The organism is Nostoc sp. (assembly GCF_036917535.1).
Taxonomy (GTDB): Bacteria; Cyanobacteriota; Cyanobacteriia; order Cyanobacteriales; family Nostocaceae; genus Nostoc.
Genome location: NZ_JBALDA010000098.1, coordinates 119,968 through 136,314, shown reverse-complemented (window position 1 = coordinate 136,314; position 16,347 = coordinate 119,968). Strand labels below are relative to the sequence as shown.

The window sequence follows — 16,347 nt, the reverse complement described above, 5'->3', positions numbered from 1 at the left end:
ATGATTAAGTTTTGAATTGTTTCTGTGCCTTTTGGCTGTCTTATTGTCGGAACTGTGGGATTCGTATATTTATTAGAAATATGTTGACTAAGCGCAAAAGTCGAAGTGTTGCCGCTGTTTTAGCTTTTTCTGGCACGCTGACAATTTCAGGATTACATAAATTCTATCTGGGACAGCCGTTGTGGGGTGTTTTATATGTGTTGCTTTCCTGGACGCCTATTCCCAAGGTAGCTAGTGCGATTGAGGGAGTTTGGTATTTAGCCCAAGACGAAGAAGCTTTTGATCGTAACTTTAATCTAGGGAAGTCAGCAGCAAGGAACTCACAAAAGGCGATTAATCAGGTAGGAGCGATCGCTGATGCAATGCGAGAATTAGATGCTCTGCGCCAAGATGGACTAATTTCAGAGTATGAATTTGAACAAAAGCGCCGCCAATTGCTAGACCAGATTTCTTGAGGTAAGCGACATGAACAACTGGCTACCTTTAAACTCTAGACTGCAAAAACTCCGCGCCAAGCTCCTCAACGATCCCTACTATCGTCTACAATCTGGGGAAGAAATTCAGATAGCGGCTAAATTAGGTATCCGCATTGATGCTAATCAAGCGACTGTAGATGATTGGTTACGCCTACCAGGTTTGTCAATTCACCAAGCGCGATCGCTTGTGGAACTTTCACATTCGGGTGTGAAATTTTACTGTATTGAAGATATCGCTGCGGCTTTGGGTATGCCAGCGCCACGCCTAGAGCCATTAAAGCCTCTACTGAATTTTATTTACTATGACCACGAATCATTAGAAAATCCTACGCATTTAATTAACCCGAACACAGCAACCGTTGAAAAATTAGCACAAATTCCATTCATAGATTTATCTTTGGCGCAAGCAGTGGTGCAAAATCGCCAATCAGCCGGGCCTTACCGTAACCTGGCTGATTTCCAGCGGCGGTTAGAGTTAACTGGTGATGCGATCGCTCAACTGATGTATTTTCTCCGTTTTTAAAAGGTTATTTAATCTCTTTGATTTCAGCTGTTTTCAGAGTTCAACTACACTGTCACAAATTCTCAGTTGTAGCTGGAACCTTGAGACGTGAAAAGGCTTTTTGCAATATGCTGGGTTTCACACTTAGCCAAACTTGTTTACGGTCATCTTCTGTGTAGCCAACAACAACTGCCTCTATCGTTGAACCGATATTAGGATACATCTCTGGGGTCATATATCCTGTATCTACAAAATCTGTAATCTGGATAATGCCTCTTACATTTTCATCACTAATATCAATGAAGATCCCAAATGGAGCGTGATACTCAACCTTTCCCTCAATGAGTTCTCCAAGGCGATACTTAGACTTTACTTGGTTCCAAAAATCATTTGTCGTCATAAGTGTAGTGTGAGTGACACCAGTGAAAATGAGAACGTTAGAGAAAAACCCGTATTGTGAGTGTGATTTAGGAGACAAGAGATTAACCCAACGAGCAGTATCGATTGCAGATGCTATTGGTGTAAAATACGCTAAGCCATTGTCAACAGTATTTAAAAGTGCTAGCGATCTCAAACGTAGTTACGAATTTTTCTCTAACCCCAAAACAACGTTTGAAAAGTTGACTCAACCCTCGTTTAAACAAACAGCGCTTCAAATAAATGGCATGCCAGTTGTGCTAGCGGCAGGGGATACGAGTTTTCTTGATTACAAAAAAATCTTAGATAAGCGTCAGAATTATGGTCCAATTGGAAATAGTGGAAATGGACTAATTCTACACACATCTCTAGCATTAGACCCGGATTTTGGTCAGCCATTGGGGCTACTATGGCAGAAGTTATGGCATCGAGAAAAAAGCCAAAAAACACCTTTATCTGAAGAACCGGAACACAAAAAACAGCGTACGCAAGAAAAACAACCATGAGCAATCCATCCACTCCACAGCGCCCCAGCGACATCATCAGCCCGATCGCCGACGGCGTTCTACCCAACAAAACCTCCGCCGACGAGGCCCGCAAAGCTGGCCGCTACGCCCACGACAAGCCCACGCCGGACAACAGTATCATGTTGCTGGTCGATCACCAGATCGGCCTCATGGTCGGCGTGCGTGACTTCGTGTCCCTGTCCGAGTACAAGAGCAACGTGGTCGGTCTGGCGCGCACCGCCAAGACACTCAACATCCCGACCCTCATCACCTCTTCCAACGCCCAGTGGCAAAACGGCGATACGCTGCCCGAGATCAAGGAACTCTTCCCCGACCAGCCGATCTACCGGCGCACCGGCATCATCAACTGCTACGAGGACCCAACCTTCCGCCAGGCGTTGGAGGGCATCGTGGAAAGCACGGGCCGCCGGCACATCATCATCGCCGCCGTGACGATCGGCACCTGCTGTGCCTTCCCGACGCTCTCCATGCTCAACGACGGCTACAAGGTGTTCCCGGTCGTAGACGCCTGCGGGGCCTGGAACCGCTACGAGACGGAAGCCGCCATGTCGCGCATGAGCAACGCGGGGGCCGAGTTGGTCACCACCTTCGCCCTGGCCTGTGAGTTGCAGGCCGACTGGAAGCTGCCTACTGCCAACGCCATGCTCGACCCATTCAATCAGAACCTGCCGGAGTATGCCTTTGTGATCGGGAACTTCTGGAATAACGCCAACCAACACGCGGTTTCTGATCCGTTTGGGATGGTGAAGTAAGCAACCCAGCATCTACGACGGCTGTGTTGCAAAAACAGGAGCAACAGGTGGTAGGGTGAGGGATTGTGACCGTTCGTACCATACCCTCCAACTAAGACATTAGGCAAGCTTTCTAAATACAAACATCTAGGTAAAGCTGGTAGTCTTGCGTACTTGGAAGCTCTTGAGCAAATCACTGTCAGAGCTAAAATTGAAGCCTTAGCCCGTTCCATTGAAACTCTTAACCAGGGTTTGAAAGATTTACTTAAGGAAACCTCTAAATACAAAAAATGAGCCGGACTGGTTCGCGATGCCGCGTGGCGAACCAATTCTCCTTTTCCACATCCCGTGAAAAGTCAGAATTACTCCAGCTTTAAAAATCTAGGAAATTGGTTCAAAATCAAAAATAATTTGTGGCAAGATTCCTGCTGCTCGGAGCAGCAAAATAACATTTTCCATCAGTATTGGGAGGATTGTATGGGAAATCAGGAGGATGAAAACCATCCTTGAGAAATTTTTGCCCTTTTCCCTTCTGAGGAGCTTTATAAATTATTACTGTTTGCACGAGTTCAAAAAATTCCGCAGGAATCAAAAAATAATCCCGTACCTTCACTATCTATTTCAATCCAAAATCATATAAACCCAATGCGATCAAGAGGCCAAAAGCGAAATGTTGCCCGACCGATGACATTTTTTCTGGGTAAAAAGCCCCAATAACGAGAATCATTACTATCGTTGCGATTATCTCCCATAACGAAAAATTCGTTTTCTGGGACTTTCACTGGTCGATATGGCTGGTTTGGAGGTTCAGCGATGTAGTCTTCTGTCAAGGGTTGACCGTTGAGGTAGACTTTGCCAGAAGCAACACTAATTACCTCACCAGGCTGGCCAATAACTCGCTTGATGAATGCTTGGTCTTTGGGATATCCTCGACGTTGTAGTTCTGCGGGTGGCTGAAAAACAATAATATCTCCAGTTATGGGAGGGTGAAAATAATAGGAGATTTTTTCAACTACCAAGCGATCGCCAGTATGTAAGGTGGGTAACATCGAGTCAGAAGGTATATAGCGGGGTTCGGCGATAAAAGTCCTGATTAGGAATGCCAAACCCAGTGCGATCGCAATTAAAATCAGATTTTCTTGCCAACTACGCCATACTTTTAACGACGCACGCTCTTCTTTTGCATCACTTTCGTGAGGAATCATAAAAGTTTCTAGCCAGTTTTAGAAGTGAGACAAATACCTTGATTATTTTGACTCAAAAGGTATATTAATAGGAAAACAGGATTTAGGGTCAACCTATACAGACATTAAATAATACACTTATTCCTTGACAAAAGGTAAGCAAAAGTACTGTAAATAAACTATGACTTGTTTAAGGTAATATAAGCTAATAATTAGAATTGCTAAATAGATAATTAAAAATAAAAATTCTAATTACTGTAATTATAAGGCAAGTTATGAGATAATCATAAGCTTTGCTTATTCCTGCAAAACAAGCTAGTTATAGACTGCTAAAGCGATACAACCAGTAGGTTTTTTAAGCAGCAAATTGGTCGTAAAATTGCAAAATATTCTACCCCTTGTTTGACAAAATCTACCTCACTCTACTGAAAAAAGGCAGAGGGCTGTCTTGTTGGAGGTTGAGTTGCAATAAAATATATTTTGATGTGTCTTATTAAGTGATATTACGTAAAGCTGCATTTAATAATGTATTTTTAAATACAAAAATATGGTTAAATAAGCGTTTTTAGTAAAAAATACTACTTTTAAAGATGAGTATAGACTTTATTGCTTCAATGGATAAATACCATACTATTGTGATTTTAATCACTTGCCTATATATACGACGAAATCAATTTCCGTAATTACACGGTGACAGTGCATATTAAACTGTACTATTAATTAAGATATAAACATACTTAATTATCGAAAAAAACATTCACAGACAGAAAGCTACCAGCAATTTCGGCTAAAGTATCAGCATCCGAAAGAGAAGTAAGCTGCTGATAGGATTATTTTTGCTGAATGGGTCAAAGGTGACTAGATTTAAAGAATAAATGCCCCTTGGCAGTGAGAAACTATATTGAATCAATTTTCGTCTGGTCTATTTCATAGAAAGTACAAAGTAACATTCTGTCAGTTAAAAATTTAACTTTTTCTTAAAAAGGAAACAATGACAACAGGCAGTAAAATATATTCTATCAAAAATAGAGCTAATAGTTTACCAGACTCTTTTTTTAAAGACAACCCGCCCTTGTAAGTAGTTTTGTATGTTAATCAAACAATTCACTTAAGTTATAAGTTATACAGTTTTACTGTCAAAAAGTCTGGCTAAAAAAACTTCAGTCTGCTAAAAGTGCAAATTGTAGGTATGACAGCTTAGTTCATCTTATTTGAAAATCTATAAAACTTGAAAGGATAATGCTGCCTTAGCGGTGAATTAAAAAACAGCGACTAATTCAGAACTCCTATTTAAGAGGATTTTGGAGTGTGGTTAATTATCTGATTGTGTTCCTCTCCTTCTTAGATTTAGCGGTAAGAATGTGGAAGCGCAGAGCTTACCTTTTATGACTAAGTTGAAATTAAACAGTACCAAGTATTGTATATTCAACGCTGTCCAAATCTAGAGCATATAGATTTCAGTTAAAGCAATATAGTCTGTCTTATCAATTCTAAATTCTCGTTAGTACCAATTCCAATTTTTATGATTACCAGAAAGCAACTGGTATCTAAATATCTAATAAAAATGTGCTATAACGTACCGTCATAACCGTGGTGATGGTTCGATCTTTGAAGGAGCTTTGAGGTGGAAAATAATAAGTCGTTTCTGTGGCCAGAAGGAATATTAATTGCGCTACTTGCTTTAGGTGGTGTTTTTAGTCTTGCTTTTATGATGCTTCTAAGGCCGAATACTTCGGAGGCTCAGAGTAGATCAAGTATAAATATCAAGGATGTATCTGCAAACGTAGGAACTCAGCAGCGCATTGAGAAATTAAAGGCGACGATGCTTACAAGTTGGCAGCAAGAAGCACAAACAAAAGGTCTAGCCTACCCTGTACCATCAAGTTTTCAGGGGGCAATAATTAACGCTGCAAAACTCACTCAGGGTGAGAAAGTGATTGCTCTCACCTTTGATGATGGTCCTTGGCCTCAGACTACAGAGCAAGTGCTAAGTATTCTGAAATCAAATAATATCAAAGGAACGTTTTTTGTAATCGGGCAGAACCTAAAAAATTATCCAGAGTTAGGAAGACAGATTGTCGCTCAAGGTCACGTCATTGCTAACCATACTTGGCATCACTGGTATCACTTCTTTAATCAACAAGCAGCTGCGTTTGAAATTGATCGCACAACAGACTTAATTTATCAAGTTACAGGTGTCAAAACAAATCTGTTCCGACCGCCTGGTGGCATCCTACACAATGGATTAGCTGGTTATGCTAAAGGACAAAAGTACACTGTGGTGATCTGGTCGGCTGACTCCACTGACTACAAGTTACCTACTGTACCAAAGTTAATCAATAACGTGATTAAAGATTCAAAACCTGGCGGGATTGTGCTAATGCATGATGGTGGTGGTAATCGTTCCAGAACTGTGCAAGCTTTACCAGTAATTATTAGCAACTTTAAAAAGCAAGGCTATCGCTTTGTGACTATTCCAGAACTTTTAGAAATCCAAGATACAGACCAAAAGTTACTTGCTAACAAAAAGTAATTATTTTTCTCTCGTTGTCTGAAAGCACCATGCCTAAAAGCAAGCGAGTTATCCATTATTCACATTTTTATTAACAATCTTGAAAAACTTGTTTTATAAGTATCTTGAATACTGAAGTTTCAGATATACTTGGCGAACTAGCTATTAGTCTTATCGCTAAAATTAGATTTTTATTGAGAATAAATAACGAATGAATAAGGTTTAGAAAAAACACAAGCGATCGCTCTTGCAAATGTTAAGAAAGATCCGGGTAATAGATCAGGATTTACGCAAAAATAACGTAATTTCGTCATTACGAGCGATAGCGAAGTAATCCCTCCTGACGCTGGGATTGCTCCGTTTCGGTCGCAATGACAATATCGGCGTTGCGTAAGTCCTATAGATAAGCAAGCGAGGAAAAAGTGGGGTTATTATACCTAATTCAACCGAGAAACATTATAAAATAAAGCTTAAATATACATATTGCTTACTTATTTTTAATCGGAAAATATTAAAAAAGAAACTTTTATTTTTTGTTTCCAAATAAAAAGTCAATTTTGCCGGGGAGAATGAATGACTGTTTAAGAATAAAGTTTATATTCTTACAGCTATTTTTAGATAAATACACCACGCGGTAAGGGTACAGCAGTGCTGTGCCCTGACTACAGATGTGGTTCAAATACATGAAAATTGCTATAAACAATTATGCTTACACCTCAAGGGTATTTATTTTCCTTGGGGTATTATTATTCGGGGTACAAGAACCATTGTCACAGAAAACAGAGTTTAACGTTATTACATAAATACTACAAAAGTTTTTTGGCGCTAAAAACCTTGTTTTATTGAAAGGCAGGTCGAAAAGCCCGCCTCACAAGATTAGATAATTGATTTGTTGTCAGTCTCTTAATGACTGCTTACTAAACTGAACTCAGTTGTTTTTTCAGGATTGGCTTCTGGACTATCAACTTCAGAAGGCGGAACTAACTGCCAGAATTTCGGCAAAAATTCTTGCCAGTTTTGCAGAATTTTCTTCGCTTTTGGTGAACCAGTGCGTTCTGCATGAGTTTGGATTAATTCTTGCAGTTGCTTTGCACCTACTTCTGTAATCACCCGCTGAATTTTGACAATTTCTGGGTTGACTAACTCACGAAATGAGTCGTCTTCATCCAAAAAGTATGCCAGTCCACCAGTCATTCCCGCTGCTACATTACGTCCTACTTTGCCGAGGACGACAATCACGCCACCAGTCATGTATTCACAGCAATGATCCCCAGCGCCTTCAATCACTGCTATGCCTTTGGAATTTCTCACAGCAAAGCGTTCTCCTGCTAGGCCATTGGCAAATAATATGCCTCCAGTAGCACCATAGAGGCAGGTATTGCCAACTATCACGTTTTGTGATGCGTTATAGGTAGCATCAGTTGGAGGTTTGATGATGATTTCACCACCATGCATCCCTTTACCTACATAATCGTTTGCCTCTCCTTCTAGATTCAGAATTATGCCTGGGAGGTTAAAAGCGCCAAAGCTTTGCCCAACACTACCTGTAAAGTTGAGATTAATTTGTCCTTCAAAGCCGCTGTCACCGTATTGAGAAGCGATCGCACCCGCTAATCTTGTGCCCACTGTTCTGTCAGTATTGATAATTGGGTAAGTCTTGGTGACAGTAGATTGATCCCTAATGGCAGCCTGAATTTCGGGATCGGCAAGGAACTTGTCATCTAAAACCACGCCGTTGCTATGAACTTCTTCATGCACCAACCAGCTACGATTGTCTCTGCTATCTGGTAGCTGAAGTAAACAGTCAAGATTCAGCGATCGCGTTTTAGTGAGTTTTGCCTCTGGGCGCAGTTTTAACAAATCTGCACGTCCAATGATTTCTGACAAAGAACGGTAGCCAAGTCGGGCTAACAAACTACGCACTTCTTCGGCAATGAAGTAGAAGAAGTTGACAACTTGTTCCGGCATTCCCGTAAACCGCTTGCGAAGTTCTTCTTTTTGAGTAGCAACACCCACAGGACAGGTATTCATGTGGCAAACTCGCGCCATAATACAGCCTTCAGCAATCATGGCGATGGAACCGAAACCAAATTCTTCACCACCCATTAATGCACCTATTACCACATCCCAGCCACTCTTGAGACCGCCATCTACGCGTAAAATTACGCGATCGCGCAAACCATTTTCCATTAAGACGCGATGCACTTCACTTAAACCGAGTTCCCACGGTGAACCAGCGTGTTTAATCGAACTTAGTGGCGATGCACCTGTACCACCATCATGACCAGAAATCTGGATGATATCAGCGTTTGCCTTGGCTACACCAGCCGCGATCGTGCCAATGCCAACTTCTGCAACTAGTTTCACCGACACCTTTGCTTTGGGATTAATTTGGTGCAGATCAAAAATCAGTTGTGCTAGGTCTTCAATAGAATAAATATCGTGGTGCGGTGGTGGCGAAATCAGCGTCACACCTGGCTTGGAGCGCCTTAACATTGCAATGTATTGGCTCACCTTCGGCCCTGGCAGTTGCCCACCTTCCCCAGGCTTGGCACCTTGGGCAATTTTGATTTCAATTTGTTTGGCGTTGACTAGGTACTCTGGGGTGACACCAAAGCGTCCCGATGCAACTTGCTTAATGGCACTATAAGCTCGATCGCCATTTCGTAATCCTTTTAAATGAGGTAGGGTTGGCGAGTTACCAGACTCGTCTACATCATCTAGAACTGTGTAGCGCACTGGATCTTCGCCGCCTTCTCCAGAATTTGATTTACCGCCAATGCGATTCATGGCGATCGCTAAAGTTTCATGAGCTTCTCTTGACAAAGCGCCTAAAGACATGCCACCTGTGCAGAAGCGCTTGACAATCTCATATACCGACTCGACTTCTTCTAGAGGAACCGAAGGGCGATTGCCTTGGAAATCTAGCAAATCCCGCAAGGCTGTTACTGGTCTGCCTTGGAGGTGCTTTTTATAAACTTCGTAGTGGTCGTAGTTTTTACCATCTAAAGCCTTATGCAGCGCCTTAACCATTTCTGGGCTATTCATGTGGTACTCGCCGCCAGGACGGTACTGTACAAAGCCCAGGTTTTCTAACTTCTTGGTCGTTAGTTCTGGGAAAGCTTTGACGTGGAAGGAAAGCACTTCATCAGCGAGTTCGGTAACACTCAAACCACCGATGCGGGAAGTCGTACCACGAAATCCCAATTCGATTAAATCTCCACCAATGCCAATCGCTTCAAAGATTTGGGCTGCTTGATAACTGGAGAGCAGAGAAATTCCCATTTTGGAGAGAATTTTTAGCAAACCTGACTCTACTGCTTTGCGATAATTTCCTAAAGCTTGTTCTAGGGTGAGGGTAGGAATTTTTTGCACACCCATTAACTTTTGAGTTTTGGGATCGGACCACCAATCACGCACCGTATCTAAAGCCATGTACGGGCAAACTGCGCCAGCACCATAGCCAATCAGACAAGCAAAGTGATGGGTACTCCAGCATTGAGCAGTATTCACAATCAGGGATGTTTTCATTCGCAACCCTTCGCGAATCAGATGGTGATGCACCGCACCCACTGCTAATAGGGGAGGAATGTAGGTATATTCTGTGTTGATAGTGTCATTGACCCGATCTTGATCGGTTAATATTAAAATCTTTGCACCTGCCCGAACTGACTTAGCGGCTTGTGCTTGCAAAGACTGCACTGCGGTTTTCAATCCTTCTGGGCCATTAGCGATCGCAAACAGGGTTGACAACTCAGCCGTGGCAAATCCTGACAGCTTAATCGCCTCTAATTCACCATCCGTCAACACTGGCGATTCGAGTTTTAATCTGCGAGCATATTCTGGCTTAGGTTCTAATAAGTTACCCCGTTCACCTAGTTCGACTTTCAAAGACATTACTAGCTTTTCCCGCAAGGGATCGATCGCTGGGTTCGTCACTTGAGCAAAGCGTTGTTTGAAATAGTCATAAAGCAGATGGGGCTTTTGTGATAGCACGGCTAAGGGAATATCATCACCCATGCAGAAAGTCGGCTCAGAACCGACGATCGCCATTGGATGAATCACCATTTCCACATCTTCTGTGGTGTAGCCAAAGGCAGTTTGATGCTGAAGTAAGGTTTGCTTGTCAATAGTCGATTGTCTTTGCTCATTTGTCAATTGTCCTTTGCCATTGCCATTTGCTAATGACGGATGACTAATGACTAATGACTTTAATTCTTGACGGTACTGTTGCAGCCATTTTCCATAAGGGTGCTGCTTGGCGATGCGCCCCTTTATATCCCAATTCTTCAGCACTTCATGATTTTCTAAATCCACGGCGATCATTTGCCCTGGGCCGAGTCTACCTTTCTCGACAATATCAGCTTCTGGGAAGTCCACCACACCAGCTTCGGAAGCTACAACAATGTAATCATCCTTGGTGATCGCGTAACGAGCAGGTCTTAAACCATTACGATCTAGTGTTGCACCAACTTTTTTGCCATCGCTGAATACTAAAAGTGCTGGCCCATCCCACGCTTCTTGCAGACCACTGTAATATTCGTAGAAATCAACAATTTCTGGAAATTTATGTAAAGAAGGCTGATTTTGGTAAGCCTCTGGAACCATAATCATTAAAGCTTCCAAGGGGCTGCGTCCAGAGCGCACCAGTAATTCTACTACGTTGTCTAAGGTGGCTGAGTCACTGTTATCAATATGAACTAATGGCTTGAGTTCCTCGATGCGATCATTCCATACAGGATGATTTAGGCTAGCATCTCGTGCCATCATCCAGTTGATGTTACCCAATAAAGTATTGATTTCGCCGTTGTGACCCAAAAGCCGCATCGGTTGCGCTAGGGGCCACTTGGGCATGGTATTGGTACTAAAGCGGCGGTGATAAACAGCAAAGGCGCTTTTGTAAGCTGGATTTTTTAAATCGTCGTAAAAGCTGCCCAAGACAGCGGAACGCACCATGCCTTTGTAGACAATTGTGCGACTTGACAACGAACAGATATAAAATTCTTCTGAGATGTTAGTTGCAGCTTTACTAATTCGGCGGCGGGTAATGTACAACTGCCGTTCTAATTCATCACCGCTTTTGTCAACGGAAGTTAACAAAACTTGTTCAATCTGGGGCTGATTTTCTCTTGCTTGTACCCCCAGCAAATCAGATTGCACTGGCACTACTCGCCAACCCAATACAATTAGTTTCTCTTCAGCAGCTACTTGCTCAACAGTCATCCTAGCTTTTTGTGCAGCTTGCTGATCTTGTGGTAGAAATATCATCCCCACAGCTGTGCGATCGCTAGATAGAAATTCCTTTCCCCTTTGGGCAAAATCTTGTTGGAACAACTCCCAAGGTATTGCTGTCAATACTCCAGCACCATCTCCAGAATCGCGATCGGCGCTACAACCTCCCCGATGTTCTAAGCAGGTTAAAGCAGCTAAGGCTTTTTCGACAATTTTGTGGCTGGTATGATTCTGTCGATGAACAATAAAACCTACACCACAGGCATCTCGTTCTTCCACTAACCACTTTTGCCCCTGATAAGTATCTCTTGAGTTGATATCCGCTGTGATTTTCTGGTTTTGATTCATCGATTTATTATTCATACCCTGTTCCTGAAGTATTGAGTTACCAATTTTGCCATTACATTGTGGGGAAAAATTTTTAGTTTCAGCGATGGAAAAATATATAAGCACCGAAATTTAGGGAAAAAAAATTTTAACTTCGGTTTTACTTTATCAGTTCCTCCGTGTTAAAATGATTGCGTGTTTTTTATGTATTTATGCGGTGTTATACAAGTTACCTGCGCCAAGACATTATTTTTGCCCTGACAGTTTCTTTTTTATATTTTGAAGTTAAGTATTTTCTCAATCCCTTTTTCCAGATGCACGCTAGCTACTTACTGAGCCTTTTTTTGGCTCACCTAAAACAAAACTAAAATTAAACGCTGTACTATGTTCTAAAGCCAAAATCATCCTGATCTAGCAATAAAATCAGCGTATTACAATAGATACCCATTTGACAATTCCTAAATATTTTTGTTATCTAGAATTTTGCCGCTTACCTGTTGCCGCATGTATTACTATTAACTAGACATTACTGAAGTAATCATATTAGCAACATTTAGCTAGGATTAAATATTTTAATCCAGTTTTGATAACCAAAACTACCGTATATGGTGTGGTTAGAATTAGTGGGAGTTAAAAAACTTGATTGCAGTGGCTTTAGCGTCTAAATAAATCAATGTGTGTTTAAAAGAGATAACTAGCCAAAATATAGATTACCATATTTATTCAAAAATAAAGTCATGCTTTCTTTATATTTCCAAATAATTGGTTAGTTTATACCTTGGGTGGTAGTTTTCAAAAGTACCTTAGTAAATTATGGTAAAAATGCCGAATTGTTGCCAATCAGTGATTAGCGATGGCTCTGTCAACGCTAAGGGCGAACGTAAATTTTTTCAGGCTACTGTGTCACCAATACTTTTGACAGTACTGTGCTTAATTACTACCTATCCTATTAATGCCCAAGAGTCCCTAAAAACCACCAAATCAACACTTAAGTTAATCTCACAGTCACCTGTACCTTCTTTGACAGGCGCGGCATTTTCTGGTAATCAAATTTCCCTCAATGGTCGTACTTTACCAGGAACTTGGTTACAACAGCCTGGAAAATCTGGCCAGATGACAATCAATATCAGTGATGGAGCATTTAGGCAATTAATTGGAGTAAATTTTTTAAACAGTAGTAATTCCGCGAAGCAGCCAATACAGTGGTTTTCGTCGTTGACACAGCCATTAGTATTAGCTACCAAGCTAGTAGGGGCATATCGCTATCTGGATATCGCTAATTTTGCTCAAACGTCTGGATGGCAAATTCAAGCTAATGGCAACACTTTGCTGATTTCTACCCCAAAAACACAAATCACAAATATTGTTCAGAGTCAGGAACCTCCAGAAGCGAGTGCTCCTTTGCAACAGGCTCGGATTCTTGTCGATTTAGATCATCCCACTCCGTGGCAAGTTGCACAAGGGTCAGCGATCGCCAAACTGCAAACTCCATCTTCCGATCCAGATACGCCAACTCTCAAATCCACTGTACCACCAAATCGAGAGTGGACAGTTACCCTGGATGGAATAGCCGATCCTGTTTTAATACAACGCTATACTCCCCAGCCACCAGCAGCACCACCAACATTGCTGCCAAACCTGCTCAAACAATTATCACCAGCTATACCACCAACACAACCAATACCACCAGCCCCTGAACCGCTGATTCAAAAAGTGGAGGTGGTAAAAAACCAAACGATTATTAGTCTGAGCGTTCCTTTTGGTCTATTACCTCAAGTTAGTACTGTTCCTAACCCCAATCGTCTGATTATCGATATTCGACCCGATCCTTTAGAAGAGCGGGATATTACTTGGGCCCCAGGATTGCGCTGGCGACAGCATTATGTCAACTTAGGCACAGAACGTTTTCCAGTAGTCTGGTTAGAAGTTAATCCGCGCAAATTTGGACTAACATTGAAACCTATGTGGGCTAGTCCTGATGGACTTGCGGGTACTGCTCGCTTAATTCAAACAGCACAACGCTACTTAGCAGTAGCTGGAATTAATGGTGGTTATTTTAACCGTAATAACAGATTGCCATTAGGTGCAATTCGTCGGGATAGTCAGTGGTTATCAGGCCCAATTCTTAACCGGGGTGCGATCGCTTGGAATGATTCAGGCCAATTTTACTTTAATCGTCTCACCTTGGAAGAAACTTTAATTACAGCAAATGACCAGCGCCTACCAATTCTATTTCTCAACAGTGGTTACGTCCAGAGTGGCATTGCTCGTTACACTCCAGCTTGGGGATCAACTTACACACCCCTAACAGATAACGAAATTATCCTAGTGGTGCAAAAAGACCAAATTACCAATCAGTTACCAGGCGGCAAAGTTGGTGCGATAGCGGTTCCAATTCCCCAGGATGGCTACCTGCTAACTTTACGCGCTAACGCTGCTAGTGCTGCCTCTGGGCTACCTATTGGAAGCGCAGTAAGTATTTCCAGCGCTACTACTCCAGCTGATTTTAGTCGTTATCCCTACATTATCGGTGCTGGTCCGCTATTAGTCCAAAATCGTCAAATTGTCCTTGATGCCAAAGGCGAAAAATTCAGCAATGCCTTTATTGCCGAAAAGGCTATTCGTAGCGGTATTTGCACAACGACAACAGGCACACTGATAATTACTGCCACACATAATCGTATCGGCGGTTATGGGCCTAATTTGGCAGAACACGCCCAATTGATGCAACTCATGGGCTGTGTGGATGCTCTAAATTTGGATGGAGGTAGTTCCACCAGCCTTTATTTAGGAGGGCAACTACTTGATCGATTGCCCAGTACCGCTGCTCGTGTTCATAACGGAATTGGTATTTTCCTGCAACCACGATCATCAGGGAATAGGGAATAGAGAAAAAACTCAATTATATAACAATCCTCAATCCCCAATCACTTTTTAAAGTTTAGAACAAGCTGTCATTTTGCTTGATGAAGACTTGGTGTAGACATCAGAATTTTAGTAGTGATAGTTTACACCATAAGGTTTGATTCTGCTATGTTTATCAAAGTGCGACAAAATTGCTGATTTTTAAGGTTGCAAGATAGCGCCAGATTTTTTATCAATAGTTAAGAATATCAACGGTTTGTTATGTCTTCAAATGAGGTAACTATGGCTCGATATCAAGAAACTACACAGACTGAAACTCTACACCTCCCTCCAAACATAACTTCCAAGAGCGTTGCTGCAACTGAATTACGTCCTTGGGGTGCTTTTACAGTTTTGGAAGAAGGGCGCGGATACAAAATTAAACGCATTGAAGTTAAGCCTGGACACCGCCTCAGTCTACAAATGCACCATCACCGCAGCGAACATTGGATTGTCGTCTCTGGTACAGCTAGAGTAGTTTGTGGCGAGAAAGAAGTTTTACTGAGTAATAATGAGTCAACCTATGTACCCCAATGTACATCTCATCGTTTAGAGAATCCTGGCGTGATCCCCTTGGTATTGATTGAAGTCCAAAATGGCGAATACTTGGGAGAAGATGACATTATCCGCTATCAAGATGACTATGCCCGTACCAAAGATTAAAACCAAAAGAACGTTAATAGATCTGTGATGCCAAAGCTGAATACATTTTTGTGTAAACCGTTTTTGTAAAAACGAACTATTACACCCCAGAAGTCCCTACCTTGTTAAGGTGGGGACTGAAGCATGTTAGTGTTATAAATGTAGTAATAGCGATCGCGCTCATGCTTTTGGTGATTTGGAATTTTGCACAAGCAAGGGTCAGCCCCTTTGGGGAAGTCAAAAGGAGCCAGTGCGTTGGGCGGCTCTGCCGACTTGAAGCAACTGGCGTTCAAAAGTCAAAAGTTAAAAGTAAGAACCACCAAAATAAATTTCGGGGCTTGAGTTAGAGAATCGGAGGCGGAGCGGCTCCGGCTTTGCGCTGTATTTCTTACACTACGGTCTCGAAACACATTTTTTTATTTTCCATAAATAAATTTAGGGGCTTGTACCTTTTTCTTTCTGGTCAACCCATCTGTAAAATAAAAGATGGGGTATTCAATTGCAAAAAACAAGTTCCATGATTCATCTGAGTCAAGCAGCCATAAGTGAGATTGGGCGAATTAAGTCCAAGCAGCCAAATGTCTTGTTTCGATTGGCAGTAAAACCAGGTGGTTGTTCTGGATTCTATTATGATATGTCCTTCGATGAAGCAATAAAAGTTGGCGACCAGGTTTTCGAGTTGGATGAGATTCAAATGGTCATAGATAAAGCAAGCTTAAATTACCTCAACGGTTTAAGGGTGGATTATTCAGAAGACTTAATGGGTGGTGGTTTTCGCTTCCACAATCCCCAGGCGATCGCTACCTGTGGTTGTGGCAATTCATTCTCCTTGAGTCATTAGTGATTGAACAATTAGTCAAAAAACAGATGCTCAATCACTAAGGAAAAATAAC

General features: G+C 42.0%; 11 protein-coding genes. 8 read left to right on the top strand and 3 right to left on the bottom strand.

Annotation, left to right across the window (positions count from 1 at the left end; all coding sequences use genetic code 11):
* Positions 1-80 precede the first annotated feature (80 nt).
* Complete coding sequence (locus V7K56_RS32965; RefSeq protein WP_194042368.1) at positions 81-455, top strand: NINE protein; 375 nt, start codon at positions 81-83, stop codon at positions 453-455.
* Between the two features lie 10 nt (positions 456-465).
* Positions 466-999: a ComEA family DNA-binding protein gene (locus V7K56_RS32960; protein ID WP_334917695.1), complete on the top strand. Its 534-nt coding sequence runs from the start codon at positions 466-468 to the stop codon at positions 997-999.
* Positions 1,000-1,051: 52 nt separating this feature from the next.
* Here the strand turns inward: V7K56_RS32960 and V7K56_RS32955 are convergent, their stop codons facing one another.
* Positions 1,052-1,378 (bottom strand): S1 RNA-binding domain-containing protein, encoded by a 327-nt coding sequence (locus V7K56_RS32955; protein WP_334917693.1) that lies wholly within the window; start codon positions 1,376-1,378, stop codon positions 1,052-1,054.
* Positions 1,379-1,406: 28 nt separating this feature from the next.
* Here V7K56_RS32955 and V7K56_RS37345 point away from each other — a divergent pair, with 28 nt between their 5' ends.
* Entirely contained in the window at positions 1,407-1,901 is a 495-nt protein-coding gene (locus V7K56_RS37345) for an IS4/Tn5 family transposase DNA-binding protein (RefSeq protein WP_442940360.1), read from the top strand.
* On the top strand, positions 1,898-2,674 hold the full coding sequence (locus V7K56_RS32940) for an isochorismatase family protein (RefSeq protein ID WP_334917691.1): 777 nt from the start codon (positions 1,898-1,900) through the stop codon (positions 2,672-2,674). Before V7K56_RS37345 ends, V7K56_RS32940 begins: the two co-directional genes overlap by 4 nt.
* A 611-nt stretch (positions 2,675-3,285) precedes the next feature.
* Here the strand turns inward: V7K56_RS32940 and lepB are convergent.
* Positions 3,286-3,858: a signal peptidase I gene (gene lepB / locus V7K56_RS32935; protein ID WP_334917689.1), complete on the bottom strand. Its 573-nt coding sequence runs from the start codon at positions 3,856-3,858 to the stop codon at positions 3,286-3,288.
* Positions 3,859-5,461: 1,603 nt separating this feature from the next.
* On the opposite strand from lepB, the gene V7K56_RS32930 reads away from it, so the two are divergent.
* Complete coding sequence (locus V7K56_RS32930) at positions 5,462-6,370, top strand: polysaccharide deacetylase family protein (protein WP_334917687.1); 909 nt, start codon at positions 5,462-5,464, stop codon at positions 6,368-6,370.
* Between the two features lie 882 nt (positions 6,371-7,252).
* Here the strand turns inward: V7K56_RS32930 and gltB are convergent.
* A complete protein-coding gene (gene gltB / locus V7K56_RS32925; RefSeq protein ID WP_334917685.1) occupies positions 7,253-11,944 on the bottom strand; it encodes a glutamate synthase large subunit in 4,692 nt (1,563 codons plus the stop codon).
* 777 nt (positions 11,945-12,721) lie between these two features.
* Here gltB and V7K56_RS32920 point away from each other — a divergent pair.
* From V7K56_RS32920 to V7K56_RS32910, 3 genes are all read left to right on the top strand, one after another.
* The gene (locus V7K56_RS32920) at positions 12,722-14,797 is read left to right on the top strand and encodes a phosphodiester glycosidase family protein (protein ID WP_442940359.1); all 2,076 of its coding nucleotides are present in this window, start codon (positions 12,722-12,724) and stop codon (positions 14,795-14,797) included.
* Positions 14,798-15,055: 258 nt separating this feature from the next.
* Positions 15,056-15,475 (top strand): cupin domain-containing protein, encoded by a 420-nt coding sequence (locus tag V7K56_RS32915; RefSeq protein WP_334917681.1) that lies wholly within the window; start codon positions 15,056-15,058, stop codon positions 15,473-15,475.
* Positions 15,476-15,971: 496 nt separating this feature from the next.
* Complete coding sequence (locus V7K56_RS32910; RefSeq protein WP_334917745.1) at positions 15,972-16,295, top strand: HesB/IscA family protein; 324 nt, start codon at positions 15,972-15,974, stop codon at positions 16,293-16,295.
* Positions 16,296-16,347: the final 52 nt, after the last annotated feature.

Coding starts and splice junctions, on each gene's coding strand:
- V7K56_RS32965 (WP_194042368.1), top strand. CDS start 81: ATGTTGACTAAGCGCAAAAGTCGAAGTGTTGCCGCTGTTTTAGCTTTT.
- V7K56_RS32960 (WP_334917695.1), top strand. CDS start 466: ATGAACAACTGGCTACCTTTAAACTCTAGACTGCAAAAACTCCGCGCC.
- V7K56_RS32955 (WP_334917693.1), bottom strand. CDS start 1,378: ATGACGACAAATGATTTTTGGAACCAAGTAAAGTCTAAGTATCGCCTT.
- V7K56_RS37345 (WP_442940360.1), top strand. CDS start 1,407: ATGAGAACGTTAGAGAAAAACCCGTATTGTGAGTGTGATTTAGGAGAC.
- V7K56_RS32940 (WP_334917691.1), top strand. CDS start 1,898: ATGAGCAATCCATCCACTCCACAGCGCCCCAGCGACATCATCAGCCCG.
- lepB (WP_334917689.1), bottom strand. CDS start 3,858: ATGATTCCTCACGAAAGTGATGCAAAAGAAGAGCGTGCGTCGTTAAAA.
- gltB (WP_334917685.1), bottom strand. CDS start 11,944: ATGAATAATAAATCGATGAATCAAAACCAGAAAATCACAGCGGATATC.
- V7K56_RS32920 (WP_442940359.1), top strand. CDS start 12,722: ATGGTAAAAATGCCGAATTGTTGCCAATCAGTGATTAGCGATGGCTCT.
- V7K56_RS32915 (WP_334917681.1), top strand. CDS start 15,056: ATGGCTCGATATCAAGAAACTACACAGACTGAAACTCTACACCTCCCT.
- V7K56_RS32910 (WP_334917745.1), top strand. CDS start 15,972: ATGATTCATCTGAGTCAAGCAGCCATAAGTGAGATTGGGCGAATTAAG.